Source organism: Rheinheimera sp. 1928-s (assembly GCF_029269265.1).
In the GTDB taxonomy this organism is placed as follows: domain Bacteria; phylum Pseudomonadota; class Gammaproteobacteria; order Enterobacterales; family Alteromonadaceae; genus Pararheinheimera.
In genome coordinates, this window is the sequence record NZ_JARIXP010000004.1 from 440,738 (window position 1) to 466,997 (window position 26,260).

Annotated in this window: 28 protein-coding genes and 1 tRNA gene; 6 read left to right on the forward strand and 23 right to left on the reverse strand. The window is 46.4% G+C overall.

Annotated features, from left to right (window positions below; translation table 11 throughout):
- Positions 1-2: 2 nt before the first annotated feature.
- From flgK to P3C17_RS12405, 13 genes are all read right to left on the reverse strand, one after another.
- A complete protein-coding gene (gene flgK / locus P3C17_RS12345) occupies positions 3-2,030 on the reverse strand; it encodes a flagellar hook-associated protein FlgK (RefSeq protein WP_300929721.1) in 2,028 nt (675 codons plus the stop codon).
- 74 nt (positions 2,031-2,104) lie between these two features.
- Positions 2,105-3,115 carry a flagellar assembly peptidoglycan hydrolase FlgJ gene (gene flgJ / locus P3C17_RS12350; RefSeq protein ID WP_300929722.1) on the reverse strand — a complete coding sequence of 337 codons (1,011 nt, stop codon included), beginning with the start codon at positions 3,113-3,115 and terminating at the stop codon, positions 2,105-2,107.
- Positions 3,116-4,213, reverse strand: a complete 1,098-nt coding sequence (locus tag P3C17_RS12355; protein WP_233078053.1) for a flagellar basal body P-ring protein FlgI — start codon at positions 4,211-4,213, stop codon at positions 3,116-3,118. It abuts the gene before it with no gap.
- 13 nt (positions 4,214-4,226) lie between these two features.
- On the reverse strand, positions 4,227-4,907 hold the full coding sequence (gene flgH, locus P3C17_RS12360; protein ID WP_300929723.1) for a flagellar basal body L-ring protein FlgH: 681 nt from the start codon (positions 4,905-4,907) through the stop codon (positions 4,227-4,229).
- 10 nt (positions 4,908-4,917) lie between these two features.
- Entirely contained in the window at positions 4,918-5,706 is a 789-nt protein-coding gene (gene flgG / locus P3C17_RS12365; protein WP_008898555.1) for a flagellar basal-body rod protein FlgG, read from the reverse strand.
- A 21-nt stretch (positions 5,707-5,727) separates the two neighbouring features.
- Positions 5,728-6,471 (reverse strand): flagellar basal body rod protein FlgF, encoded by a 744-nt coding sequence (locus P3C17_RS12370; RefSeq protein WP_300929724.1) that lies wholly within the window; start codon positions 6,469-6,471, stop codon positions 5,728-5,730.
- A 160-nt stretch (positions 6,472-6,631) separates the two neighbouring features.
- Positions 6,632-7,057 (reverse strand): hypothetical protein, encoded by a 426-nt coding sequence (locus P3C17_RS12375; protein WP_300929725.1) that lies wholly within the window; start codon positions 7,055-7,057, stop codon positions 6,632-6,634.
- Between the two features lie 106 nt (positions 7,058-7,163).
- Positions 7,164-8,465, reverse strand: a complete 1,302-nt coding sequence (gene flgE / locus P3C17_RS12380; protein WP_233078057.1) for a flagellar hook protein FlgE — start codon at positions 8,463-8,465, stop codon at positions 7,164-7,166.
- A gap of 20 nt (positions 8,466-8,485) precedes the next feature.
- Positions 8,486-9,229, reverse strand: a complete 744-nt coding sequence (locus tag P3C17_RS12385) for a flagellar hook assembly protein FlgD (RefSeq protein WP_300929726.1) — start codon at positions 9,227-9,229, stop codon at positions 8,486-8,488.
- A gap of 10 nt (positions 9,230-9,239) precedes the next feature.
- Entirely contained in the window at positions 9,240-9,656 is a 417-nt protein-coding gene (gene flgC / locus P3C17_RS12390; protein ID WP_233078059.1) for a flagellar basal body rod protein FlgC, read from the reverse strand.
- A 49-nt stretch (positions 9,657-9,705) separates the two neighbouring features.
- On the reverse strand, positions 9,706-10,107 hold the full coding sequence (flgB, locus tag P3C17_RS12395; RefSeq protein ID WP_300929727.1) for a flagellar basal body rod protein FlgB: 402 nt from the start codon (positions 10,105-10,107) through the stop codon (positions 9,706-9,708).
- Between the two features lie 61 nt (positions 10,108-10,168).
- Positions 10,169-11,008 carry a protein-glutamate O-methyltransferase CheR gene (locus P3C17_RS12400; RefSeq protein ID WP_300929728.1) on the reverse strand — a complete coding sequence of 280 codons (840 nt, stop codon included), beginning with the start codon at positions 11,006-11,008 and terminating at the stop codon, positions 10,169-10,171.
- Between the two features lie 7 nt (positions 11,009-11,015).
- Positions 11,016-11,945, reverse strand: coding sequence for a chemotaxis protein CheV (locus P3C17_RS12405; RefSeq protein ID WP_300929729.1), 930 nt, complete (start codon positions 11,943-11,945; stop codon positions 11,016-11,018).
- A gap of 153 nt (positions 11,946-12,098) precedes the next feature.
- Between P3C17_RS12405 and flgA the strand changes: the two genes are divergently transcribed.
- From flgA to flgN, 3 genes are all read left to right on the forward strand, one after another.
- Positions 12,099-12,794 carry a flagellar basal body P-ring formation chaperone FlgA gene (gene flgA / locus P3C17_RS12410; protein ID WP_300929730.1) on the forward strand — a complete coding sequence of 232 codons (696 nt, stop codon included), beginning with the start codon at positions 12,099-12,101 and terminating at the stop codon, positions 12,792-12,794.
- Between the two features lie 76 nt (positions 12,795-12,870).
- Positions 12,871-13,212 carry a flagellar biosynthesis anti-sigma factor FlgM gene (flgM, locus tag P3C17_RS12415; protein ID WP_233078064.1) on the forward strand — a complete coding sequence of 114 codons (342 nt, stop codon included), beginning with the start codon at positions 12,871-12,873 and terminating at the stop codon, positions 13,210-13,212.
- The gene (flgN, locus tag P3C17_RS12420) at positions 13,209-13,643 is read left to right on the forward strand and encodes a flagellar export chaperone FlgN (protein WP_300929731.1); all 435 of its coding nucleotides are present in this window, start codon (positions 13,209-13,211) and stop codon (positions 13,641-13,643) included. Before flgM ends, flgN begins: the two co-directional genes overlap by 4 nt.
- A gap of 68 nt (positions 13,644-13,711) precedes the next feature.
- Here the strand turns inward: flgN and P3C17_RS12425 are convergent, their stop codons facing one another.
- Complete coding sequence (locus tag P3C17_RS12425) at positions 13,712-14,170, reverse strand: LPP20 family lipoprotein (protein WP_233078066.1); 459 nt, start codon at positions 14,168-14,170, stop codon at positions 13,712-13,714.
- A 151-nt stretch (positions 14,171-14,321) separates the two neighbouring features.
- On the opposite strand from P3C17_RS12425, the gene P3C17_RS12430 reads away from it, so the two are divergent.
- Together P3C17_RS12430 and P3C17_RS12435 are read left to right on the forward strand one after the other, a co-directional pair.
- A complete protein-coding gene (locus P3C17_RS12430) occupies positions 14,322-15,479 on the forward strand; it encodes a flagellar assembly protein T N-terminal domain-containing protein (protein WP_300929732.1) in 1,158 nt (385 codons plus the stop codon).
- A gap of 138 nt (positions 15,480-15,617) precedes the next feature.
- A tRNA-Arg gene (locus tag P3C17_RS12435) sits at positions 15,618-15,692 on the forward strand.
- A 59-nt stretch (positions 15,693-15,751) separates the two neighbouring features.
- On the opposite strand, the gene P3C17_RS12440 is transcribed toward P3C17_RS12435, so the two are convergent.
- The 7 genes from P3C17_RS12440 to rppH form a co-directional block, all read right to left on the reverse strand.
- Positions 15,752-16,663, reverse strand: a complete 912-nt coding sequence (locus tag P3C17_RS12440) for a FlgO family outer membrane protein (protein ID WP_300929733.1) — start codon at positions 16,661-16,663, stop codon at positions 15,752-15,754.
- Between the two features lie 22 nt (positions 16,664-16,685).
- Positions 16,686-17,432, reverse strand: a complete 747-nt coding sequence (locus P3C17_RS12445; protein WP_300929734.1) for a FlgO family outer membrane protein — start codon at positions 17,430-17,432, stop codon at positions 16,686-16,688.
- A gap of 3 nt (positions 17,433-17,435) precedes the next feature.
- Positions 17,436-18,032 carry a FlgO family outer membrane protein gene (locus P3C17_RS12450; protein ID WP_233078070.1) on the reverse strand — a complete coding sequence of 199 codons (597 nt, stop codon included), beginning with the start codon at positions 18,030-18,032 and terminating at the stop codon, positions 17,436-17,438.
- Positions 18,033-18,189: 157 nt separating this feature from the next.
- Positions 18,190-19,023, reverse strand: coding sequence for a thymidylate synthase (locus P3C17_RS12455; RefSeq protein ID WP_300929735.1), 834 nt, complete (start codon positions 19,021-19,023; stop codon positions 18,190-18,192).
- Positions 19,020-19,868 (reverse strand): prolipoprotein diacylglyceryl transferase, encoded by an 849-nt coding sequence (gene lgt, locus P3C17_RS12460; RefSeq protein ID WP_300929736.1) that lies wholly within the window; start codon positions 19,866-19,868, stop codon positions 19,020-19,022. The genes P3C17_RS12455 and lgt overlap by 4 nt, the downstream gene beginning before the upstream one ends.
- 96 nt (positions 19,869-19,964) lie before the next feature.
- The gene (gene ptsP / locus P3C17_RS12465) at positions 19,965-22,232 is read right to left on the reverse strand and encodes a phosphoenolpyruvate--protein phosphotransferase (RefSeq protein ID WP_300929737.1); all 2,268 of its coding nucleotides are present in this window, start codon (positions 22,230-22,232) and stop codon (positions 19,965-19,967) included.
- A gap of 2 nt (positions 22,233-22,234) precedes the next feature.
- Positions 22,235-22,753 carry an RNA pyrophosphohydrolase gene (rppH, locus tag P3C17_RS12470; RefSeq protein WP_008898589.1) on the reverse strand — a complete coding sequence of 173 codons (519 nt, stop codon included), beginning with the start codon at positions 22,751-22,753 and terminating at the stop codon, positions 22,235-22,237.
- A 381-nt stretch (positions 22,754-23,134) separates the two neighbouring features.
- Between rppH and mutH the strand changes: the two genes are divergently transcribed.
- Positions 23,135-23,803 carry a DNA mismatch repair endonuclease MutH gene (gene mutH / locus P3C17_RS12475; protein ID WP_300929738.1) on the forward strand — a complete coding sequence of 223 codons (669 nt, stop codon included), beginning with the start codon at positions 23,135-23,137 and terminating at the stop codon, positions 23,801-23,803.
- Here the strand turns inward: mutH and P3C17_RS12480 are convergent.
- Both P3C17_RS12480 and dbpA read right to left on the reverse strand, forming a co-directional pair.
- Complete coding sequence (locus P3C17_RS12480; protein WP_300929739.1) at positions 23,800-24,642, reverse strand: transporter substrate-binding domain-containing protein; 843 nt, start codon at positions 24,640-24,642, stop codon at positions 23,800-23,802. The two genes, mutH and P3C17_RS12480, sit on opposite strands and share 4 nt — an antisense overlap.
- 151 nt (positions 24,643-24,793) lie before the next feature.
- Positions 24,794-26,170 carry an ATP-dependent RNA helicase DbpA gene (gene dbpA, locus P3C17_RS12485; protein WP_300929740.1) on the reverse strand — a complete coding sequence of 459 codons (1,377 nt, stop codon included), beginning with the start codon at positions 26,168-26,170 and terminating at the stop codon, positions 24,794-24,796.
- Between the last annotated feature and the right edge of the window lie 90 nt (positions 26,171-26,260).

Here is a 26,260-nt window from a genome sequence, read left to right on the forward strand (position 1 = left end):
TATTACCTCGCCGCCTGCAACAGCGTGTCAAAAATTGTTTGTGACGTCGACAAAATTTTAGCCGCCGCTGCGTAAGTTTGCTGAAACCGCACTAAGTCCGCCGCTTCTTCATCCAAACTGACACCAGATAATGATTCATGCCATGCTGTCGTTTGTTCTAACAAGGATTTAGACGATGCAGCGGCAACACGAGCCTGACTGGTGTGAGTACCAACAGAGCCAACTAACTCCGAATAAGCCTGGTTAAAGGTTTGATACTTATCTGCATTGACTGTGGTGGCCGCGTTGATGCGAACCATATCGGAATTTTGCAGATCACCCAGTAACAAGCCGTTTCTGTTGTCTTCAAAACCGCCAGTGTTGTAAGCAACACTGAATGTATCGCCCACTTGCGGCACACCTTTAACAGAAAAATCAAAACCAGCATCAGCAAAGTTCACCGAACCGCCTAACAAGTTCTGATAATCAGTGCCGGCGAAGGTAATAGTCTCACTGACAACAGGAGCACCTGAGTCTTCGATCAGAAACTGATTATTGCCCAAATAAGTAATAGAAATGGGGCCATCGGTAAAGTTAGCAGGCTGCGATAATCTGTTGCCTGTCTGGCCTACGCTGGTGATAGATAGTTTATCTATTTCAGCATTGCCCAGATTGGTCAGTGTTTTTTCTCCCTTAAGTGGCGATGCAAAAGCCAGAGCCTCAGGGCGATTTGTTGCCAGACTAATATTCTGTGCCGCCATACTTAAAGGCTTTAAATCAAACTGGTCACCCGCAGCAAAAGCCGGAGCACCGTTGGTTAAGGTAATATTTAAACCAAAAAAATCGTTGGTATCGTCTGATGTGACAGTGACAGGAAAAGTCACACCGGTCCGGCTGATAGCAGTACCTGGTATCACATTGCCTGACGCGTCCATGGCTTCGACAGTAAACGCATCGGCAGCGGTGAAGGTGATACGAAGGTCATTCGCCGGAATATTTTTGCCTTGCCCTGCAGCCACTGAGGCAGTAATTGCCCCACTACCAGTATTACCGGCATAAGGAAAAGCAGTAAAATTTGGCAAGGTAAATAAATCGCCACCCAAATTACCATCGGCATTCATGCCTAAACGGTTTTGGGTGTTAAAGGCGTCGGTAAAGGCTAATGCCAGTTGCCCCAACTCCCGCTGAGCTGGATCCAGCACTTTAGTCCGAAACTCAAGCGATGCGCCTATTTTGCCTCCTAAATCTGTTTCGGAGACATTAATGATCACATTCTGATTGGTACCAGCTTTAAGCTGTAAAGTTTTTCTGTTTGGATCCGGGTTGCCCGCCACGCTGAACAAATTAAACTTGCCGTTTTCAAGTACAAGAGACTGGCCACTGCCCAGAAAAACCTGTTTATCACCGTTTTCAGCATCCAGCACATTAATATCAACCAGAACGGACAACTCTTTAATGGCCTGGTCTCTTTTATCGAGCAAGTCTAACGGCGGTGGCTTAGCCGGATTATTACCGTAAGCCAAAATCTCTTGATTTAAACGAGCAATCACCCCGATTTGCTCATTGGCATCCGCAGCATCTGTTTCCAGTTGCTGACTGAGGTACTTGTTCTGCGCTGTCATTTGGTTGGACAACGTATTGAATCTGTTTAATAAAGTTTGAGCATTCCCCATCACTAACTGGCGGGACGCTGCATTGGTCGGATCGTTAATGGCCGTTTGTAACTGACTAAAAAAAGATGACATACCTGTCGAGATACTGTTGGACTGATCGGACATCAAAGTGTCAACACGGCTCGCTTCGGATAAGTACTGGTTCGCATAACCAACAGAAGAGGTATCACGCCACATTTGCTTTTGGGCAAACTCATTGACCAGACGTTCTGTGGTGCCACGCCCCACTCCCAGCCCCAGTATGTTCGATTCAAACTCTGTGCGCTGCCTGCTGTAGCCTGGAGTGTTCAGATTGGCGATGTTATTACTTGTAGTCGAAAGCAAAGCAGTACTGGCCAGTATGGCTGAGGTTCCAATCCGAAGTAAGTTATCTGACATCTGAGTCTCCGCTGATGCCTGTGCATCGTTGCTTTATTAACCGGCATGGCTGGTTAAACATCTGGTTTTATTCTCTACTCGTTGTTTGCAAGCAGGTTTCGTGCCTGTTTGAAAGTTTCGCTGTTAAATACCGATAAAATTTTCTGAGCGTAATTTGGATCTGTGGCATAACCTGCCGCCTGCAGCTGCTGAAAATAGGCTTTGGGGTTATCCGCCATAGCCACAGCCTGCTGATAACGAGGGTTGGATTTTATAAAGTCGACATAATCCCCCAAGCTTTGCTCTGGCGATTCATAAGCACGGAATTTGGCTTTTTCTTTTTGTGCCACGCCCTGACGGTACTCCAGGGTATCTACCACAGCGACGTCACCTTGCCAGCTGTTATGCGCTTTGATGCCAAAAAAGTTGAAACTGTTATTGCCTTCAGCCGTTTTAAAGGTACGTTGCCCCCAGCCGGTTTCTAAGGCGGCCTGAGCTAACAACGCCAATGGCTCTAAACCTAGCTTCTGTGCCGCTTGTTTAGCAGCTGGCATTAGTTTCTTTATAAAGTCGCCAGGGCTTTCAAAAGTCCAGTCGTCATTGTCGGGTTCAGAAATCAGTGTTTCAGTGGCCACAGCTGAGGGTGCAACTGCTGCAGGTTGCGCTATATCAGCTGACTTTTTCACTTGAGCAACAACAGCTGCCGCATCCGTTTTTGCAGCTGCACTGCTCGTTAATTCACGCACAGGAGCGGCTTCAGTCGGTACCTTCAGCATAGAAGCTGGCGTGGTCTTGCCTTTTGTTGGCCGTAATTGCTGTACCAACAAATCGGCTAAACCTAAACTACCTTTTTCTGACAGATCAGTTGCCAATTGTTTGTCGTACATATCTTTATAAAACTTGGTAGCCTGACTGTTGAGCGCACCGTCATCTTCAAATACTTCATTGGCCTTACGCATGCTGCTCAGCAGCATGCCCATGAAAATAGACTCGAATTGTTTAGCCGCTTGTTTCAGCGCTTTATCATCATCTCCACCGGAGTTGTGCTTCAGCTGCTGTAAGCTGGTTAAATCATGATAGTTAACTTTGTGCTCAACTTTACTCATTTAGATCACCACAAGCTCACCATGAATGGCGCCCGCTTCTTTTAAGGCTTCTAAAATGGCCATCAAGTCACCTGGCGCTGCGCCTACGGCGTTGATGGTGCTGACTAAATCATCCAGTGTCGTGCCGGGGTCGAATTTAAACATGCGCGATCGGTCCGGCCTTACATCAATAATAGTATTTTGTTCAACAGCCGTATCCCCGCCGGCTAAAGCGTTGGGTTGCACTACAACAGGATTCTCGGCAATGGTCACAGTTAAGCCACCATGAGTGACAGCTGCAGGAAAAAGCCGTACATCTTTACCTATGACTATAGTGCCGGTTCTGGAGTTAATAATGATTTTTGCTGACTGGCTGGCTGGCTCCAGAGTTAAATTTTCCAGAGTCGATAAATAAGACACCCGCTGATCCATATCCCGTGGCGCTCTGACCTGTACTGAAGACGCATCAAGCGACAATGCAGTGCCTGGACCAATAAAGTTATTAATGGTTTCCGCCAGAGTTTTGGCAGTGGTAAAATCTGATCGGTTTAAATTAAAGGTAATAAAGTCACCATCAGCAAAAGGCGACGGTACTTCACGTTCTACCGTAGCACCATTGGGAATACGCCCTACAGTGGGGGTATTAACCATCACTCGTGAGCCATCCGCACCTTCAGCCCCTAAACCACTGACAATCAATGAGCCCTGGGCTACCGCATAAACATTGCCATCCAGACCTTTAAGGAAAGTTTGCAATAAGGTACCGCCACGTAAGCCTTTGGCACTGCCCATAGAAGATACTGTGATATCAATGGTCTGGCCCGGCTTACTGAACGCAGGTAACTCTGCATGTACTGCCACAGCGGCCACATTTTTGATCTGAGACTTCATTCCAGCCGGCATATTGATGCCAAAGTTGCTTAGCATGGTTCTGAAACTTTGTTCAGTAAAAGGGCTTTGCTCGCCAGTACCAGGCAAACCCACCACCAGACCATAACCCACCAATTGGTTACTGCGCACCCCTTGTACACTGGTTAAATCTTTAATGCGGGCTGCTGAAGCCGGGAAAGACAAAGCTCCGGACAACACGACCAACAAAAGGCTTTGGATTAGTTTCATCATTTCACCTGTATTAAAACGGCCACAACACACCATTAAAGAACCGGGTTAACCAACCCGGGCCCTGGCCACCATGAGTTGCCCCTGTGCCACTGTATTCAATGCGGGCATTAGCAATTTTGGTGGACTGAACAGTATTCCGCGAATCTATATCCTCAGCACGAATCACGCCTGTTAGACGAATAAACTCTTTACCCGTATTCAGTGTCAGCCACTTTTCACCACGGATCACCAGATTACCATTGGCCATCACTCGCAATACGTTTACCGAAATATCACCAACCAGGCTATTGCTTTGGTCTGCTTTGGAGTCGCCTTTAAAGTCTGAGGCGGAATTAGCACCAAACTGCAGGGTATTGCCAAGTGCACTGACCTCACGGCCACCTAACCCAATCATAGGATCAAAACTGGCAGAGCTGTCTTTACCAAACTCTGTTTTAGCCGTTTTAGAAGCCTGAGTATTTTCTTTCAGTACGACAGTAATAATGTCACCAGGGCGACGGGCTTTATTGTCTGAGTACAAGCCATTAGACAACCCCTGCGCAAACAATGAACCATTGTTTGACAGCGGAACCGCTTCTGGCTCTGGTGGCAGAGGCGCAAAATTCGGGTCATCCGGCATAGGTTCATTGAAGCTGCCAGCACAGCCGGCACAAAGTTGCAGTGTCAGTACTAACAAAATTAACTTGTTCATCCACCTACTCCTACAGCTGCTGGATCATGGTACCCAGCATCTGATCAACAGTTGAAATTACTTTGGAATTCATTTCATAAACCCGCTGACTTTCAATCAGGCTGACCAGCTCTTCCGTCACATTGACGTTTGAGGTTTCCAAAGCGCCCTGCACTAAAATACCGCGGCCTTCCAAACCAGGAATACCTTGCACCGGATCGCCGCTGGCAGCTGTTGCAGTAAATAAGTTTTGTCCAACAGGTTCTAAACCTGCCGGGTTAACAAAGTTGGTGACTGTTAACTGACCTAAAACAGCCTGATCAACCTGACCCGGTAAACGCACTGAGACTTCACCATCCTGAGAAATAGTGATGCTTTGTGCATCTTCAGGGATCACTATGTTTGGCTGAATTTGGTAACCCGCGCCTGAAGTGACTAAGTTGCCTTCACTGTCTGTCGTGAACTGACCATTTCGGCTATAAGAAATAGTGCCATCCGGCATCAGTACTTCAAAAAAACCATGGCCCTGGATCATCACATCCAGACTGCCTTCGGTAGTGATCATATTGCCTTGAGTAAAGCTTTTTTGAGTTGCCACTACTTTAGTACCAGCACCTAACATCAAGCCATTAGGCAACTCTGAGTTCTGTGAAGAGCGGCCGCCCGGCTGATTAATGTTCTGATACAACAAATCTTCAAATACAGCACGGCTCTTTTTAAAGCCAATAGTGCTGGCGTTGGCCAGGTTGTTTGAAATCACCGAAATGTCACGCTGCTTCGCGTCCAAACCGGTTTTACTGATCCATAAAGCTGGATGCATGCTAACCTCCCAGGCTTACGCCTACATAATTCTCATAATTTGGTTGTGTTGCCGATCAATATCTTCGGCTGTTTTCATCATTTTGACCTGTACTTCAAACTGACGTTGTAAACTGATCATCTGGGTCATTTCGCCAACTGCATTGACGTTACTGCCTTCCACTGCTCCGCTCATCACTCTGACCGTTGCATCTAATTCTGCGATTTCGCCATCTTTACGCCGGAACAAACCGTCTGTGCCTTTTTCAATATCCTGAAATTCAGGTTTAACCAGCTTAAGTCGTGCCACTTCCTGCATCGCATTGGCTGGCGCGCCTTCTGGTCTGATACTGATGGTGCCGTCATCACCAATTTCCATTTTGCTGATAGGCAGAGGGATCTGAATAGGACCATCTTCACCTATCACACTTAAGCCCGAAGCCGTTTGCAACATACCTGTCGGACTAAGCTGCATATTGCCTGTTCTGGTATAGGCCTCATTACCCTCGGCATCCTGAACAGACAACCACCCCTTGCCCTGCACTGCGATGTCCAGGTCACGCTCGGTGATAATAAAAGCGCCGTCGTCAAAATTTTGACCAGGTCGTTCTGTCAGCGAAAATACCCTGGTGGGTAAACCTTCACCAAAAGCCTGCATTGCCCTGGCCTGCTCCAAATCAGCTTTGAAGCCCGTCGTAGTGCTGTTTGCAAGGTTGTTCGCTTTAATACTGATGCCATTCATATTCTCTTTGGCACCGCTCATCGCGATATACAGTAAATGGTCCATAGTCCGGCCTCCACTTGAGATAAGTTAAGTAAAGCAAGACTGATGCCAAGAAGAAAACACTCTGTGGCCTAGCAGAAGGGAATGAATCTATATAATTGTATTTAATGGAAAAATTAAGATAGCCATCGTTTTTAATTTTGCACTATCAACACGGGGCTGGCTAGTTGGCTGGCGCAACAAACTTGAATCTGTTGGTAACGGAAAACGCCGTAGTGGTTGTCGTAAAGTTATAATTTGTGACTTCGATTTGTACACGAACCTTAGAAGTGACCAGCAAAGGCTGCTTAAAAACATGACTTTGGCGTTCGCCACAGTTGTAGGATCCGATAAATACCTCAGACGGACTGTACAATCGAAGTACACAATCAACAGATAAGGCCTTGATCGGGTTAAAGCCAATCATAACCAGCGTATCCAGTTGTTCTGGCTTCGCTATGTTCAGGGTACGGCTTTGAGAAGCGCCGGCTTTAAGCACAAAATCAGTGGTGATCAGCACGTCCTGTTCTGCGCCAGAACAGCAGAATGTCGCGAATATGCCGAACGTCAGAAGGGTTCTGAATTTCATCATCACCTCGGTAGTTGCCAACTATGCGCTACGAACAGAGATCTTCCTGAGTTTTCCAACAGAGCACATAAACCCCAGGAACAAAAAAGCCCAAAGTGAAACACTTTGGGCTTTTCCAAATCGCTGATTATCGGATCTGCAACACAGTATTTTGTAAGGTACTGTTAACTTCAAGCGCCCTTGAGTTGGCCTGGAAGTTACGCTGAGCGGCTATTAAATCCACCAGTTCGTTGGTCAGGTTCACATTCGAACTTTCCAAAGCTGAGGAATTAATAGCGCCAAAAGTACCAGAATTTGCCTCACCTGCTAAAGCTTCACCCGACATTAAGCTTTGACGCCATGAGGTGTTGCCAGCCTGGGTTAACCCTTGTGGGTTAGCAAACTTCACCATAGCTACCTGAGCTAAATAGGTTTGATCGCCGTTGGAGTAAGACGCCATCACTTTGCCTGTCGCATCAATATCTACGCTGGTTAAACGACCCACTGTAGTACCGTCACCATCCAGACTGCCCAGCTCAAATTTAGAGGAGTACTGAGTTGGATTTTTAGTGCCAGCCGGATCGGTAAAGTTGATTGAAACATCAGTGGTAAACTGAGCACCGTTGGCCAATAAACCATCTAAGGTCGCTTTAGGCATCACCAAAGATGGCATAGGCGTAGTGGTTGGATTACCGTTTAAATCAAAGTCCAGCACAGGTGTAGCCGCAGGCAAGGTAAAAGGAGTTCCAGTATTGTCATCTAATACCGCATAAACTTCCCAGTCATTGTCTGTAACCGGATCAGTACGACGGAAATACATAGATAAAATATGAGGTTCACCCAAACTGTCATACACAGTGGTCGAAGTCTGGTTGTTATAGGTTGCCGAGTTAGTGGCATCAAAGGCCGGAAGCGGCACTGCTTTAGGCTGCTGACGTGAATCCAGGTTCATGGTCAAAAATACGTTTTGTGTGGCACGTGGTGCACCAGCTGTATTTGGGATCTGAATAGGTGAAGTGGTACTTAAACTAACCGAGGTTGTTTCACCTGTGGCAGGGTTCACTGGGAAACCTTGTAAAAAGCCGCCGTTGTTATCAGAGATAAAGTTATTTTTATCCAGTTTAAAGGCACCGGCTCTGGTATAGGAATAATCACGGTTACCAATTTCAGGAGCTATCGCAAAAAAGCCATCACCGGTAATAGCTAAATCCAGTGAGTTGTTGGTAAATTTTAACGAGCCCTGAGAAAACTGCTGCGCCACTTTAGAAGTAGTGACACCATCACCTACTTTAGTTTTGTTTGAGCTGAATACCGAAGCTGCATACACATCCGCAAACTCAGCACGGGATTCTTTAAAACCTGTGGTATTAACGTTCGCTATATTGTTCGCTGTGGTATCAATGTCTTTTTGAGCAGCAGCCAGGCCACTTAACGCTATATTAAAACTCATAGTTCACCTCAAATCTTTGATTAGGTTGCAATTTCTTCAATATCAGATAATTTTTTCTGGCCTTGGCCATACACATTCAATAACAGGCCCTGAGTGGTGCCATTGCCTAAAGTAATACTGGTGACCGGAGCATACACAGAGGTGACTATGGCTTCATTTTTACCTGCAATAGAGCCCTCTACAGAGATGGTGTACACACCTTTCGGCGCGAGTTCCATGACCGGGTTGCCATCTTTATCCACTTTAGGAGTACCATCTTCATTCTCGGCCTGAGTATCTGTGGTTCCATCCCAAGGAAGCTGTAAACGACCTGCTGCGGCATCCTCGATAGTCACTGAGCGGACGACAACACCATCTGCATTTTTAATCTGCACTTTGATGTTAGTTGCATCTTCAGGGAAATTTGCACTGGCAACCACGGCATTTTCACCATCAAAGACCATATCGTCTGACTTCACCAATACATATTGCCCAACCAGAGAAGATGCCTGTAGCGCCTGACTGGAATTCATAGTGGTAGCAAAATCTTTAAAGTTGGTATTCAGCTGTGAAATACCATCAGCCATAGTGAATTGCGTCATCTGGGCTATCATCTGATCATTTTCAACAGGTTTGGTTGGATCCTGATAGGCCAACTGCTGTGTTAAAAGCGCAAAGAAGTCCGATTGGGTTAAAGCACCATTGCCTTCCGATTCCGGTGTTGTGGGCTTCTCCCCCCAATACATGCCATCTAAAGCACTTTTATCATTGGTTACATTACTCATGCCTTACCCCTTAGCGTTGGCCCATCATCAGCGTCCGGCTCACCATTTGTTTGGCGGCATCAGCCACCTGTACATTGGTTTCATAGGAGCGTGATGCTGAAATCATATTGGCCATTTCTTCCATAATGTTGACGTTAGGCTTGTAGATGTAGCCTTTTTCGTCAGACAACGGATGATGAGGTGCATACTCTACATTCAGCGGCGCGTCGGACTCGACTATACCCAAAACCTGAACTTTGGCGCTTTCCTGACCTTGTTGAGCCTGTTCCAGCGCTGTGGCAAAAACAGGGTGGCGGGCACGGTAGGTTTGATCAATGCTGCTGCTGATGCTATTGGCATTGGCCATATTGCTGGCGGTGGTATTTAACCGCACTTGCTGGGCAGACATTCCACTACCAGCAATATCAAAAACGTTATATAAACTCATGATTGACATACTCCGGTACTGGCACTATCAAAAAGGTTAGAAAGGCTCATTATTGTGATGCTCCGGTAATGGCTTTTTTCAGTCCACTGATACGACTATTCAGGAAGTTCAGTGTCGTCTGATATTCCATGTTGTTGCGGATAAAAGCATTTCGCTCTTCGTGAATGTCAACAGTGTTGCCATCCCCGGTATCAGGCTGATTAGGAATACGGTACTGAGACTCGGCATGGCGGGCTGTGGAGATTTCAAAGTGCCTTGGATCTGTGCGGCCAAGCGAACCAGACTGGCGTGACTGAGCACCGGCCAAAGCGGTTTGAAAATCCATGTCTTTTGCCTTGTAACCCGGAGTATCGGCATTTGCGATATTTTCGGCCAAGACTTGAGAACGTTTGTCGCGGATCAGTAGTGCTTCTGGGTGAAGCCCAAATGCGTTATCGAAGCTGATTGCCATTATTGCCATCCTGTTTTTCAGAGATGGCAAATACTAAGCAAAACTCAGGCCAGATTTTTTGTCAGACTTTTTTGCGGTACACAATGCCTGGATTACAACGCACCATATCAAAGTCGTTGTTCAGGCTGGAGAGGGATTCAGAAGCACCAAGAAACAAGTAACCACGCGGGTTTAACGCCTGTGAGAACTGTTTAATAATTTTCATTTTTACTTCAGGGGAAAAATAGATCAGTACATTACGACAGAAAATAATGTCGAACTTACCCAGCAGCGTATAACTGTCCAGTAAGTTTAAATGACGGAATGAAACGTTTTTACGTACGGCATCTTTTAGCCGCATCATGCCGTTGCCAGAATCGTCAAAAAATTTACTCCTGCGCTCCGGCGACAAACCGCGGGACAACGCCAGACCGTCATATTCAGCGCGCTGGCAATGCTCCAGCATCGCATTAGAAATGTCAGTCCCTAAAATATGCAAGCCCAAAGGAAAGGCTGAAGGCCGGCCCTGTATGAACTCCATGCCAGTCATTGCGATGGAATAAGGTTCCTGACCAGAGGAACTGGCCGCTGACCAAATTTTGACGGTTTTATGATCTTTTTCAAATTCAGGCAGGATTTGCTTTTTCAGCAGCTCATAAGGATAACTGTCACGAAACCACAAGGTTTCGTTGGTGGTCATAGCGTCAATCACAGCGGAACGCAATTGCCGCTCAAAAGGGCTTAGCGTTTTATTCAACAGTTCAGACAGCGACGACAAACCAAAACGCTGCATCAAAGGCGCAAGACGACTTTTGACCAGATATTGTTTGTTATCACCCAACACAATACCGCACTGTTGTTCGAGGAAATCCCGAAACAGACGATACTCACTTTCCTGCAGCTCTTTGTTTGCCACTAACATAAAACCTCTAATCAGTATGCAACCATTTCCGCACGGATTCGGCTAATTCATCCGGGTTAAATTTCGCAATAAAATCATCTGCGCCCACTTTTTGTACCATTTGCTGATTAAAAACACCGCTGAGCGATGTATGTAAAATCACATGCAAGGGTTTCAGCCTCGGATCCAGGCGAATTTCTGCAGTCAGGGTATAGCCGTCCATTTCTGGCATTTCTATATCAGAAATCAACAGCCCCACTTTATCAGTGACCGAATTTTGACAGGCCGCTGCGGTCTCTTGTAGATAAGTTAAAGCTTCACGGCCATTATTGACCAGGTGCATCTGCACCCCTAAACCTTCTAAAGCGCGTTTCACCTGATTCCGTGCTACAGCGGAGTCATCGGCAATCAGAATGAGTCTGTCCCCCAAATCTTCACTAATAGTCGAAGTGACGACATTGCTGCTGATCATTGTGGGTGACGGTGAAATTTCTTCGAGAATTTTCTCAACATCAATAATTTCAACCAGCTCTTTATCAATTTCAGTGATTGCGGTCAGGTAGCTCTGTTTACCACCAGTACCTTTTGGCGGTGGCATAATGGCAGACCAATTGATATTGATGATTCGTTCAACAGACTGGACTAAGAACCCCTGCACAGAACGATTGTATTCAGCGATGATAATAAAACAGTCTTTGGTATTTTCTATAGCACGGCCACCAGTGGCCAAACTCAAGTCAATTACAGAAATCGTCTGACCGCGGATATGGGCAATACCTCTGACGTATTTATTACGTTTTGGAATAGCGGTTAAAGGAGGACACTGCAGTACTTCACGTACTTTAAACACATTAATACCAAAACGCTGGCGACCACTGAGGCGAAATAACAAAAGTTCCAGTCTGTTCTGACCCACCAATTGAGTGCGCTGATTGACTGAATCCAGAATACCCGCCATAGAAGACTCCCCTGCCTGAAAGAATTAGTGCCCCCTAAGAAATCGGGAACGATTCTTGCTTAGGTCACGCTAGGATGAAAAATGACTGAAAATTGACATACTTATGTATGTTATAACCCTTTGCCGATAAAGCATAGCTGAAACCATATGAAAATGTACGATAATTTTTTGAAATACCCCCTGCTTTGCGCTTTGTCCGCAGCAGTGTTTTGTGCAGCATTTTCGCTACAGGCGGCAAGTTTCAGCCCGCAACAATTAACAGCGGCAGCAAAGGAATGGCTGGAGCAGCAGAAAGAAATTCCACAAGGTGCGCAAAGTCAGATCTCAACTCTGGACTCACGTCTGGGGCATAAAACCTGTGATCAGCCTTTGCAGTTTAGTTTTGCAGGTCCGGTCGGCAATCAGGCGACTGTACAAATTCGCTGTCAAAGCCCGCAAACATGGCAATTATTTGTCGCAGTTCGTTTTAGCCAGCAAACAGAAGCTGTGCTGAGTTTGCGAAATATAGCTTTAGGTTCTTTAATCACTGCCGATATGTTAACGCTTGGACAAGCAGATCTGAGGTTGACCCGGGGTTCTTTAATTAAAAACCCGGCTTCAGTACTGGGAGCCAGAGTGAAAAGAAGCCTGTCAGCAGGACAAGTTGTGACATTGCAGGATCTTTGTCTTGTATGTAAAGGCGATATAGTTACAATTAGTGGATTGAATAACGGTCTTGAAGTCAGGGCTGTAGGAATAGCTCAGATGGATGGCATTCTTGGTGACCAGATCCAGGTAACCAACAGACAGTCCAACAGAACCATAGTCGCAGAAGTAGTTGCAGTGAAAAAAGTTGCAATAAAATTTTAAATTCTGACTAAAGTTTTGTCGACCGCTGCCGTTATACAAAGTAAGGGATCCGAAACCGGATAGAGAGGATAGAAAAATGGCGATCAATGTAAACACAGGCCTGCCAGTCACTCAACAAGTGAAAGCAGATAAAGCCGAACAACAAAACGTTCAAAAACAGCAGGTTGTGCAACAACAGGCCGTTCAGCAGCAAGCCACTACAGGCACAGCTGCACAAAAACAGGATTCAGTGTCGCTGACGTCTCAGGCGCAGCAATTCAGTAAAGCTCAGGAGAAGGCCAAAGCCAGCTCAGGTATTGATCAAGAGAAAGTTGATAAGATCAAACAAGAGATTTCTGAAGGCAAATACAAAGTGAATGTAGAACAACTGGCGCGTCGTATTGTCCAGTTTGAAGGCGAGTTTTTCAATAAAAAATGAGTACCGCCAACTCCTCTATTCTCACCCTGCTAAATGAGCAAGAGCAGCACCTGGATGTGCTGTTTTTGTTGCTTCAGAGGGAACTGGACGCCATCCGGACCCGCGATGTTGAAGCACTCAAAAGTAATACCGAAGAAAAAATCCAACTCCTTGAACTGGTTCAGACTGCGGATCAACAACTAGCTGTATTACCCGAACTGGCTGAAGCAAAAGAACAAAGTTGGTTTCAGGAGCATTTACAGCGTCTTGAAGAAAAGCTGGCTCAGTGTAAATTCCAAAATCAGGTGAACAGCCAAAGCGTGGAACAAAGCCAGTTAGTGATTGAACGTTTTAAAACCGAGTTGTTACAAAGCCGTGGCCGTGCAGGGTTAACCTACACCAATAAAGGCAAAGCGGCTCAGGTAGATAAAGGGCCAGGCATTAAAGCCTAGACGCTCCGTTACCCGACAAAAAAAACCGTCATCTGACGGTTTTTTTGATCTGAAGGCTGCACCCGCTATTAATAGTACTTCACATTCTTTATGCGGCGAGCAGGTTGGCTGTTTAAATACAGGTCATACACCTGTTTAAAATCCAGTTCCAGCTCTGTGGCGTATACATCGCCCACCGGATAAGTTTTCACTACCCGGGCACCACGAATAATGCCACTGACAGAGGAGCTCAACTGGTCGTTGCCTACCATCATTTGCTGCATATTGGCGCGGGCGTCAATTCTTTGGCCATAAACCTGCTCTGCCAGCTCACGATAAGCCTCCAGCTTAGAGGCTTTCATCGCCATCAACATTCGTTCCTGCTCAGTGGCTCCAGGTTGTTGACTTAATGGCGCATAACCCACAGCTTTCAGTACCGGAAAACGTTCTGGTTCAACAGTTTCCCATTCTACATGCCGATCCGCTACCAAACTGCAGCCCGGTAATAAGGTCAGTAACAATGCGCTGATTGTCAGTTTGTTCATCATGGTGTGCCTCTGCCCACTTTCGCTTAATTTCATCAAGATAAAGAATGCACAATCCATGCCTTTTCTATAAATGAAGTTTTATTGGTAGAAACACGAATTCAGGCATAGCTTTTGCTTCGTACTCACTTAATTACTTTATTGAGGATTTGTCATGCGTCTATCTGCGCTCAGCTTATCAATGCTGGCATTGCCACTGGTTTGTGGCAATGCCATGGCTGATTGGTACGAGGCAACAGGTCAGGCCGTGTTGCGCTCTGGTGATACTAAAGCAGCAAGAACAGCTGCCACCGAAGATGCGGTGCGTAAAGCCCTGCTTTATTCAGGGGCCTCTATCCGCACAGTGCAACAAGTGACTGACGGCTTATTGACTCAGGAGTCTATGGTTTTACAAACTCAGGGCGAAGTCCAGCATGTACAAATAGTCTCAGAGACTGAAGAATACGGCTATATCAATGTCACTATCCGTGCTGATATTTATCCGGATCAAAATCAGTGTGCCAATCTGCAACTGAAAAAAGAGCTACTGATCAGCCCATTTATCATTGAGAACCGTGAACAGGCTATTGCAGGGCAATTGTACGAGCTGGATCAAGCCAGTACCAGTTTGTTTATTCAGAAACTGGAAGAGTCCTCCGGTTCAAGCCTGATTAAACTGCTGCCTCAATCTATCAGGCAAAAAGAACTGAGTTATGCCGACCGCAGCGCCTTACAACGTAATTATGGCGGCCGCTATTTGCTCAAAGCCAGTTTGGGAGATGTCTCTTTAGGAGAGCGTGTTGGCAGCAACTGGACTTTTTGGTCCGACCCGGACCGTGAACGTTTTTATCAGCTGCAGCTGGAGTTATCTGATATTCAGGAACAAAAAGTATTGCTGAACCAGAAATATCAAACCTCTGCCGTATGGGGTTTTCGTGACACTACAGTGATCAGTCCAAAAACCCAGCGTTTCTGGCAAACAGACTACGGCAGGTCCATCGAGCGGGTATTAAACGCAGCAGCTCAGGATGTAGAAGAAGCGTTACGCTGTGAAACCATACTGGCTGATATCACTCTGGTGGATCAGCACAAAGTGCTGTTGAACCTTGGCAGCAAACAAGGGTTAAAACTTGGCGACGAACTTACTATTCTGCATCGTCGCCAGCACAAAGACAGTTTAGGTCAATTGCAGGATCAACTGACTATCAGTGAACTGAAAGTGAAAGTGACTGAACTGACCCATCAGAACGCCTGGGCACAGAGTGTGAATATGGACTTATTAGCTAATGTTCAGGTTGGCGATGCAGCAACTTTGGTCCAAGAGCAAAGGTAGGTCAGCGCTTCTGGATCAGAGCGCCCTGCTTTTGTCATAACGAAGTTCAGCAAGATGACAGATTTGTTCAATAAAGAACCTGTTGAATTGACTGGAGTTCACAGCGCTCAATGGATGTGGTAGCTTAGCCCTCCTGTTCGCTCCATAGTTAAATGGATATAACGGCCCCCTCCTAAGGGGCAGTTACAGGTTCGATTCCTGTTGGGGCGGCCATCTTTTCCAAGTGCTGTTTTGCGGCACAACCTTACTGACTCTCTTTACAAGTATCAGGCTTACAGCTGTTGTAACACCAAAGCCGGAATTAACGTACTTGCTGAGCTGATGACGACATTATTCCTGGTAGAAACCACTCTGCTGGTGATTTGCAAACCACGACGTGTCGGAGTCATAGTACCTGTCAGGACATAATCAATGCCCTGAGGATTTCTGAGTTTTGATGTAGTGCGGGATAAAGATAAATCGCCTGTTGGACCTACAGTAATATTTTTCGTCAGTTTGTATTCAATCACTGCAGCACCATAACCAGGCAATACGGTACTCAACTCTTCAGCAAGCTGGTTACCTATTGTGCTGGTGTGTTCAAGCTGCGAATCAAACAAAACAAAACTCGCTACCCCTACTTTGGCGCCCTGCAATTGCTGATTTCCGGCCAGTTTAAAGGCCAGTTGCGCCACATAGTCACTCAATGATTTACGGCTTTGAATGAACTGGGGAGCCGAGTTATACAACTGAGGATCTGCAGCAGCCACAGCTAATTCAGAAGGTAAAGTTCTGCGGCTAAATTGTTTTACCCTCAAACCCGGAATAGGCTGACCATTGTTCACTGCAGCACTGTCTAATTGAGACTGCTGTGTCATACCCATGGCAGGCTCAGCCTCCTGAAAAGGTTGAGTCAGGCCAAACCATTCAGTGTCTCTGTTCTGTGTCGTTGCACTTTGTGTGTGGGAGCTTTCGGATGAAGAATCAGAGTCACATTTACAAAGTTCAGTGGATGAGCTGACCACTACGGAGCTTTCAGTGAAACCTTCGTCAGCCATCTGGTGGCTATCAGCTGTAGCAGACGAACTGGGGGTAACTTCTGTACTGCCAGTGCTTGAAGCAGCGCAACCGGATAAACACAGCACAGCTGCTATTAACAGTGCTTTGGCTGATTCAGAGGCCATAGTTGAATTCAATGAGTTCATAAAGTTATCCAGTTTCAACCTGTTAAGGTGTCCCAGCTGCTTTTAACTGCAACAAAGGTGCACTATGTGTTGCCTTTAACGCCTGCACCACATTTTGTGGAATAAAGGCCTGGGCCGATGCCAGCACTTTTTTATCGTTTACATTGACCATTCTGGCATTAACAATAACGCCACCATGATGGCGAACTAAGGTTCCGCCCAACACAACACTAATGGGGTACTGCTGAGTCAGCTCAAGGAAATCGCGGCTAAAGGTAAAATCACCAGTGGGAGTCACTCGAATATAATCTGTGGTTTTAAAATCTGTTACCGCTATACCAAACTGTGTAGCTTCATGCATAAAAGCCTCTGAGAGTTGATTCCCCAACAAATCACCTTGCTGGTAATCCCCGTCCAGATAAACAAAACTAGTCACCCCTACACTAAAAGTTGTACTTAACACTTCCAGATTGGCCGCTAAATCATGCATCAGACTTTGCACATAGTGATTGACCGTAATGGCAGGTTCAGGCTTGTAGCTATGTAACTTCATTCCTGCCATCCGGGCGTTTTGTACTGTGGCGCTATCGTATTGATTAACATAAAGCTCGTCCGAACTCGCTACAGGTTGATCCTTTTTATAGGTCACACGGCCTTGTTGCAGCTCAACCTTGTTGGCTGGCAAAGCAGGCCTGCCTTCAGAGTCAGTATCAATCAAAGGCGTACAACCGGAAACAGAGGCAACAGCAATGATGCTGCACAAAACAAAAAGCTGGTTATAGGTAGTCATCGATTAAGACTCCGAATTGCGATACAACTTATTATGGCGCAACTGCAACTGTTCGTTTGGCCATAACACATCTACAGGAATAACACTGGAAGCCGCAGCTAACACTTGCTGGCTTTTCAGGTCGATTAATTTGGCATTGACCGTGATATAGACTTCGCCTTCGGTCAGGGTTCCGGTGATCACATAACGCGCCTGTTGATTTTGTGCCAACAGACTTAAATCGCGTCCTAACGAATTTTCATAGCCTGTATGCACTAACACCGCATCATTTAAACGTATTTCACTCACCTGATACCCCAGTTGAGTAGCGACAGTTTGCATACTTTCCTGCAACTGCAGGGAGGCATTGTAGCTGGAATTGCGGCTGGTATCAGGAGCCATCAATTGCACGTCAGCAAAAGTAGTGACGGCTATAGCGCCGGATTCCAGAGGCTGTAATTTGTGAAACAGCTGATCAGCCAGCCGCTCGGTATAAAACAATAAGGGAGGATGCTGCGCCGCTTTTGAGAGTTCCACAGGATCGGCAAGATCTTGCCCTTGCGGCAAAGAACTGCAGCTGCATAACAGCAGTACTGTAATGACTGACCCGAATATTCGCACTGTAGCCCCCGGTGTTGGTGTTGCTTGCTGATCACTGTCAGATACACAGCAAAATTAATGCCATGAAGTTTTTGACGGTTTTTGCAATCCCGTAATTCGCCAGACTCGGTACCGTGGAGCATATGGACGGGAGGGGACAAGCCCCTCCCCTACAGGTTTATATCGCTATGGGGGCTTTGATCGCAGGATGCGCCAAATAATTGACCAGCTCAAAGTCGTCGATACTAAAACCAAAGATATCTTTGATAGCCGGATTTAATTTCATTTGAGGTAAAGGATGCGGTGTGCGGCTTAGCTGCTCGTTCACCTGCTCCATGTGATTGCTGTACAAATGGGCGTCGCCAAAGGTATGCACAAAATCGCCTGGAGTTAAATCACAAACCTGAGCCACCATCATGGTCAACAATGCATAACTTGCGATATTAAAAGGCACACCAAGGAAAATGTCGGCGCTGCGCTGGTATAACTGACAAGACAATTTGCCATCATGCACATAAAACTGAAATAAAGTATGGCAAGGCGGTAAAGCCTGTTTGCCCATAGCCGCATTGTCTTTAGGGCTGAATTTGGTATCTGGTAATACAGCAGGATTCCAACCGCTGACGATTAAACGCCGTGAATCCGGATTGGTTTTAATGTCATGGATAAGTTGACTGATTTGGTCGATAGTGCGGCCATCCGGCGTTTGCCAACTGCGCCACTGCGCACCATAAACCGGGCCTAAATCGCCCTGCTCTGTTGCCCATTCATCCCAAATACTGACCTTGTTGTCCTTCAGATACTGGATGTTGGTGTCGCCTTTGAGGAACCACAACAGCTCATGAATAATAGAGCGCAGGTGACATTTTTTGGTGGTCACTAAAGGAAAGCCCGCACTTAAATCAAAGCGCATCTGATAACCAAACACACTGATAGTGCCTGTGCCTGTGCGGTCTGATTTTTTATGACCATGTTCCAGCACATGGCGCATTAAGTCTAAATACTGCTTCATGCCTTGCTCTCTTTCTTCACTGCTTTTTTTGCACTGCTTTTACTTTCAGCTTCAGAGCCTGTTTCACGAGAGTAACCCCAGACAATCAAGCCAAGGCCAGCTGCTATCATTGGAATACAGAGCCATTGGCCCATCGACATACCCATCGACAATAAACCTAAATGCGCGTCCGGTTCACGGAAGAACTCAATAATAAAACGAGCCGAACCGTAACCCAGCAGGAATAAACCTGCGACATTACCTGCGGGCGGATTTTTGCGTTTGTACCATTGCAGCAAAATAAACAGGATGATGCCTTCACCCACCATTTCATACAGCTGGGACGGATGACGTGGCAACATACCGGAGTTTGGAAATAACACAGCCCAAGGCACGTCAGTAGTACGGCCCCATAATTCGCCGTTGATAAAGTTTCCTAAACGGCCAAAGGCCAAACCTAAAGGCAGCAGCGGCACCACAAAATCGCCAAGCTCAAGATACTTTTTGTTGTTGCGCCAGGCGAACCATGCCATAGCAGCCATCACACCTAACACACCACCATGAAAGGACATGCCGCCTTCCCAGGTGCGGAATAAATACAGCGGATCAGCGATAAAGTTACTGAAACTGTAAAACAACACATAACCAACACGGCCACCAACAATCACGCCTAAAAAGCCAAAAAACAGCAAGTCACTGACCTGATCGCGGGTCCAGCCAGACCCTGCTTTATCCGCTTGTCTGTTCGCCAGCCAGTTCGCCAATAGAAAAGCAATCACATACATCAGGCCATACCAACGCACAGCTACAGGCCCAATGCTAAAGATCACCGGGTCAATTTGCGGGAATAAAAAATAAGAGTCCACTATGAAAAGTCCTGTTCTAATCAATAAGTCAGCGTGGCGCAGTAACGCAAACACACATTCTGATAAGGTCAAACATTGTAACAGCCCTTGGTCCGGTTAAGCACGCAATTGGTTCAACAGCTGTTTTTGATCGAGGAAACGTTGTACGTGCAGACGAACTTGTTTTGGCGACTGACAGGCCAGAATTTCCGGCAGTAGCAATTGCAGCTCTGACATATTCACCCTGCGTAATAACCATTTTATTTTGGCAAGATTACTGCTGTTCATACTGAATTTGTCATAGCCCATAGCCGCTAAAATCAGCACACCGGCAGGTTCGCCTGCCAGCTCACCACAAATACTCATAGGCAACTGCAACCCCTGAGCCTGCAACGACATCTGGTGCAAAGCGCGTAATACCGCCGGATGCATCGCATCATACAAACCAGCCACTCGCGGGTTGTTGCGATCAACTGCCAATAAATACTGAGTTAAATCGTTGGTACCTACAGAGCAGAAATCAATTTTACGCGCCAGTTCAGGCAACTGATACATAATGGACGGCACTTCAATCATCACGCCCACTTTGGCTTTAGGCAGTTGCACCTCAGTGCCAGCTAATTCATCTGTCAGTTCAAAAGTGGCTTGTTTGATTAAGCGCAGCGATTCATCCACTTCTGCTAAATCCGAAATCATTGGCAGCAAAATATGCAAATTGCCCTGGCCTATATTGGCCTTCAGCATGGCGCGGATTTGCACCAGAAAAATTTCAGGGTGATCCAGAGTTAAACGAATACCACGCCAGCCTAAAAAAGGGTTTTCTTCGATAATACTGAAATAAGGCAGCGCTTTATCACCGCCCACATCCAGAGTACGCATCACTACTGCTTTGGTTGGATGTGAGGCTAATACTTTTTTATACAGCTCTATCTGCTCCGCTTCGGTTGGAAAGCGGTTGCGCATAATAAAAGGGAATTCAGTACGGTATAAACCTATACCATCTGTGTAGGATGGCTGAGTACTTTCCAGTTCAATCGCAAGACCTGCATTCACCATCAAGCTAAAAGGCGCACCACAGGCACTCTGGGCGTTTAAATGCATCTCTGATTGATAACGGGCACTCAACTGAGCATCTTCACTGATCAAGGCCTGATATTCAGCCACTATAGCTTCAGCGGGAGCCACTAAAATCTGACCACGGTAGCCATCCACAATCAGACGTTTACTTTGCCAGTGGAACAACGGCAGCTCGTCTAGCCCCATCACAGCCGGAATACCTAAAGCACGCGCCATAATAGCGGCGTGTGAGTTGACTGAGCCTTTCAGAGAAACAATAGCCACCAGCTGAGCGCGTGGAATTTCAGCCAACATAGTGGCAGTGACGTTATCGGCCACCAGCACCACTTTCTCCGGCAACTTATGATGGCGCTGCTCTGTATCGAGCAAATGATTCAGTACCCTTTGGCCTAGATCACGGATATCAGTGCCGCGCTCTCGCAAATAAGGGTCGTCCATATCGTCAAACTGGCGGGCAAACTTTTCAACCACACGTTTCAATGCACTTTTAGCACACCAGCCTTCGTGAATTTGTTTTTCAATTTCATTGCCAAGGCTGGCGGCGTCTAATAACTGATGGTACACATCAAAAATAGCCAAAGCGTCTGGCGGCAAATGCCCTGCCATACGTTCAGCTAAACGATTAAATTCGGCTTTGGTAATTTTGACGGCTTTGTAAAAGCGTGACAGTTCCTTTTCCGGATCGTCGACTTTCTTCAGCGATATCGCATCAAAGTCGCTGGACGGCTCCAATACAAAACCTTCACCTATGGCGATACCAGGAGCACCGGGCAAGCCCTGCAGCTGGCCTGTACTGTTATGTTGTTTTGAATTCTGGCTGGCGGCCTGACGCATTTCTGCATTCACCAGCACAGAGGCCAACTGTACTCCTAAAGTCACTAAAAAGGATTCTTCGTCTTCACTGAAGACCCGTGATTCCCCCTGCTGTATGGTCAATACACCCAGCACTTTACGGTGATGAATAATAGGGCAACCTAAAAAGGCCGAAAAACGGTCTTCACTGACTTCAGGGGTGACTTTAAAACGGGGGTGTAAATGAGCTTGGGCTAAATTGATTGGCTCTTCACGCTGACCCACCCAACCAATTAAGCCTTCAGAAAAACCAATAGAAATTTGGCCAACGGCTTCAGGATTTAAGCCATCAGTGGCCATCAACATAAAATGTTGCTGCTCATAGTCGGCTAAATAAACAGAGCAACACTCTGTTTTAAGAGCATTTTTTACGTTCGAGACTAAGCCAGCCAATGCGTTATTCAGTACCGGCTCTTGCGCCACATCCTGCACTATGCGCCTTAACTGGCTCAGCATTCCTAACCCCTTCTGATTAACTTCTCATTTTTTCCATCTCTACGAAGATACGGCAATGCAATAGGGGCAAACTCTTTCATCACCTTACGGTACACTTCCCGCTTAAAGGCGACGACCTGACGCACCGGATACCAATAACTGACCCAACGCCAGTCATCGAACTCCGGATGCGAAGTTTTTAACAGATTTACGTCTTCATCCTTACAGGTCAGGCGCAACAAAAACCATTTTTGCTTTTGCCCTATACACACCGGATTACTGTCCCGCCGAATTAAACGCTTAGGTAATTTGTACCTTAGCCAGTGTTTGGTTACAGCAATAATTTCTACATCTTCAGGCTGTAAACCAACTTCTTCGTTTAACTCGCGGTACATGGCCTGCTCCGGGGTTTCCCCGTCATCAATGCCGCCCTGTGGGTACTGCCAGGAATGTTGACCGTATCTCCTTGCCCAAAACACCTGTCCCTGGTGGTTGTATATTACAATGCCGACGTTGGCTCTAAAGCCTTCAGCGTCGATCACAAAAACCTCTAGCTTGGTTACAGCTGTTGTTTCATCGATTCTTTCATAAAGTCACGACTTCGGCAAATTGTATTTTCTACAGAGTTATCCACAATTTAACTGATTAATTAGCACCCACTGTGAACTTCTACACAGGCTCTGTTCATAAAGCTGTGCATAAGGGTGTTTTTGTTCTTGAATAACTTTGAATCGCTGGAATAACACTCAACCAATAAATAGAAAATAATCATAAAAAACATTGGGTTATAGTGAAAAGATTACCATTTAAGCAGTGTTACAACTGTGCATAACTTGCTTTGTTTGCTTTTTGAACAGCAAAATATGCCAAAAAATGTTAATGTTTTGAAAGACCTGAATCACTGCTGCTTTTATGACGCTTTTATGAGCCAGCCTCCCAAAAATACAGAAGAATTACTCGAACGTTGTTATCTGATTGCAGGCCTGACTTTAGGCCAGTTGGCAGAGCACTACCAACTTCAGCTGCCTGCCAATCTGCAACGGGAAAAAGGCAGTGTAGGCCAATTGCTGGAACTGGTATTAGGCGCCAGCAGTGGTAGCAAAGCTGAACCTGATTTTCCTCATTTAGGTGTGGAACTAAAGACCTTACCTGTGGACCGCTTTGGTAAACCTCTGGAAAGTACTTATGTTTGTGTGGCGCCTTTAACTGATGTGACGGGTTTGCACTGGCAGCAGTCCTGGGTTTGTCGCAAACTCAGCAAGGTGTTGTTTGTGCCCATACTGGCTGAACGTGCTATTCCTTTGGCTGAACGTCAGATAGGCACAGCTTTTTTATGGAGCCCGGATGCAGAGCAGCAAGCCCTGTTGCAACAAGACTGGGAAGAGTTAATGGAGCTGATTGTGTTAGGTGGCATCGATCAGATTAAAGGTGCTCATGGCAAAGTACTGCAGTTAAGGCCCAAAGCAGCCAACAGCAAAGCCTTAACTTCTGCTATTGGTGCTGATGGCCAACCTATTCAAACCCTGCCCAGAGGCTTTTATCTGAAGGCCAGCTTTACGGCTTCGTTGCTGGCCCGCCAGTTTGGTGCTTAACTCTGGTATTTACTCAACAGTTGTTGATAATCCCCACTGTCTTTTAATTGTTGCAGCGCCTGATTAAAGGAACTGACCTGCTCTGGTTTTACTGTGGATTTACTGAACATCACATAAATAGGACTTTCAGGCAGTTTCACCGGGTGAGGCTGAACTTGTTGCTCTAATCCTTTACGGCGGATAATAGCGGCACCAACAAAACTATCCTCAAGCACAGCATCCACCTGATCATCCAACAGCACAGCGATGTTTTGTTCACTCATCGAAGACTCCACAAACTGTGGACGCATTTGCTCGTCGCTATACAAAGCACTGATTTGTTCACCGTAATAGTAATCGCTGATCAAGCCTACCTTGTGCTTCGCCGCCACCATTTGAGCCACCGACTCAAAGTTGTAATTGTCGGCATCGTCTTTGCGAACAAACAACTGAAATTGTTCAGCACGGTAGGGTTCAGAAAATAACGCAAATTCCTCACGTGCCGGCGTTTTGGATGCGCCTAGCAACACATCCAGTTGCCCTTGTCGCAGTTGGCCTAATAAATCCTGCCAGGTGCCATGTTGCATCACTAAAGTACAATTCATCCGCCCTGCAACGGCTTGTACTATTTCAATGTCCAGTCCACTGGCTTGTTGTTCCAATCCGACATACTGGTAGGGTTCCCAGGATTCAAAACCCAGTTTCAGCTGGCAAGGTGCGGTTTTGGGTTCAGAGGGAGTTTCTGCCACTTTAGTGACAGCATCAGCGGGAGTAACAGCAGAGGTTTGAGTTTCAGCAGGTTTACAACCAAACAACAGCAGACAAACTACAGCGCTGCATAGAAAGTGTTGAACGTTCATAAGCGGCCTCTTTATTTTTTAGTGTCTATCCGCTTTGAGCTTAGTGCATCCGGGTAATTTTTCCTCTTACATCAGATACTTTTTGTAACTATAAGTAAAAAAAGCCACCCGTAGGTGGCTCAGATTTATTCATACAAAAGGCTGGCTAGTGTCAGACAAAACGACAGCGGAATTGACGGCCTTTGATTTTACCTTCGCTTAAACGCTTTAATGCGGCACTCGCCACGTCGTTGCGTACCGCTACAAAACTAACCATAGCCAGCACATTGATTTTACCTAGTTGGTCAAAGGACAAACCCAGTTCACCTGTTAAAGCGCCGACTATATCGCCTGGGCGAACTTTGTCTTTTTTACCGCCATCGATCATCACAGTACGCATAGGCGCGCGCGCTGGTACAGCGTCTTTAGCTGGATAAGCCGTTAACTCTGCCCACTGCGCTGTTAAACCCAGTTGATCTTCCAATGCGGCCAAACGGCCCATTTGTGAAGGAGTCACCAGCGTTAAAGCCAGACCCTCAGCACCAGCACGGCCAGTACGCCCTACCCTGTGTACATGCACTTCAGGGTCGTTGGATAAATCGTAGTTAATGACCAAAGGCAAAGCACTGATATCCAGACCCCGGGCTGCCACATCGGTCGCGACCATAATCAGACAACTTTGATTGGTAAACTGCATCAGCACACGCTCACGGTCACGCTGCTCTAAGTCACCATGCAATGACATGACGCTGTAACCGGCATCTGCGAGTTCATCACAAATATCCTGAGTGTCTTTGCGCATATTGGAGAAAATCAGCGTAGGCTTGGCGCCATGCCAGGACAATAGTTGCTTTAAGGCCGCAATTTTGTCGTTGGCTTCTACTTCAATAAACTTCTGCTCTATTTCAGTTTGTTCAGTATCTTCAACAAAAACCTGCACAGCATCTGCTTTTAAGTGACGTTTTAAATCGTTCACTTTGTCCGGGTAAGTGGCTGAAAACAGTAAGGTTTGGCGATCCGCAGGCAGAGCTTTCAGAATAACGCCAATATCATCAGCAAAGCCCATATCCAGCATACGGTCAGCTTCATCCAGCACCAGGGTTTCTACATCGGATAGGTTCAGCAGGTTACGGTCGATCATCTCGAGGATCCGACCCGGTGTGCCAACGATAATATGAGCGCCATGTTCTAAAGAGCCAATTTGTGGACCCACAGAAACGCCACCCACCAGCGTCAACACTTTAATATTGTGCTGACTGCGGGCTAAACGACGGATTTCCTGCGCGACTTGCTCAGCCAGTTCGCGGGTAGGACAAAGCACCAGCGATTGAATACGGAAACGTTTGACCGCAAGTTTATGCAACAAGGTCAGGGCAAAAGCCACTGTCTTGCCACTGCCGGTGCGGGCTTTGGCCAGAATGTCTTTGCCTTCCAACAGCGCAGGCAACGCCTGTTGCTGAATAGGAGTCATCTGACTGTAGCCAAGACTCTCAAGGCTTTGTAATAAATGTTCTGCTAACGGCAGACTGGTAAAAGTGGCGTTGCTCAAAAAATGGGTACTCTCTATTTATACAGAAATTGGCACAGGAAAAAGGGCGCGCACTATAACAGAAGCACCCACGCCGAGCGAGTATAAATT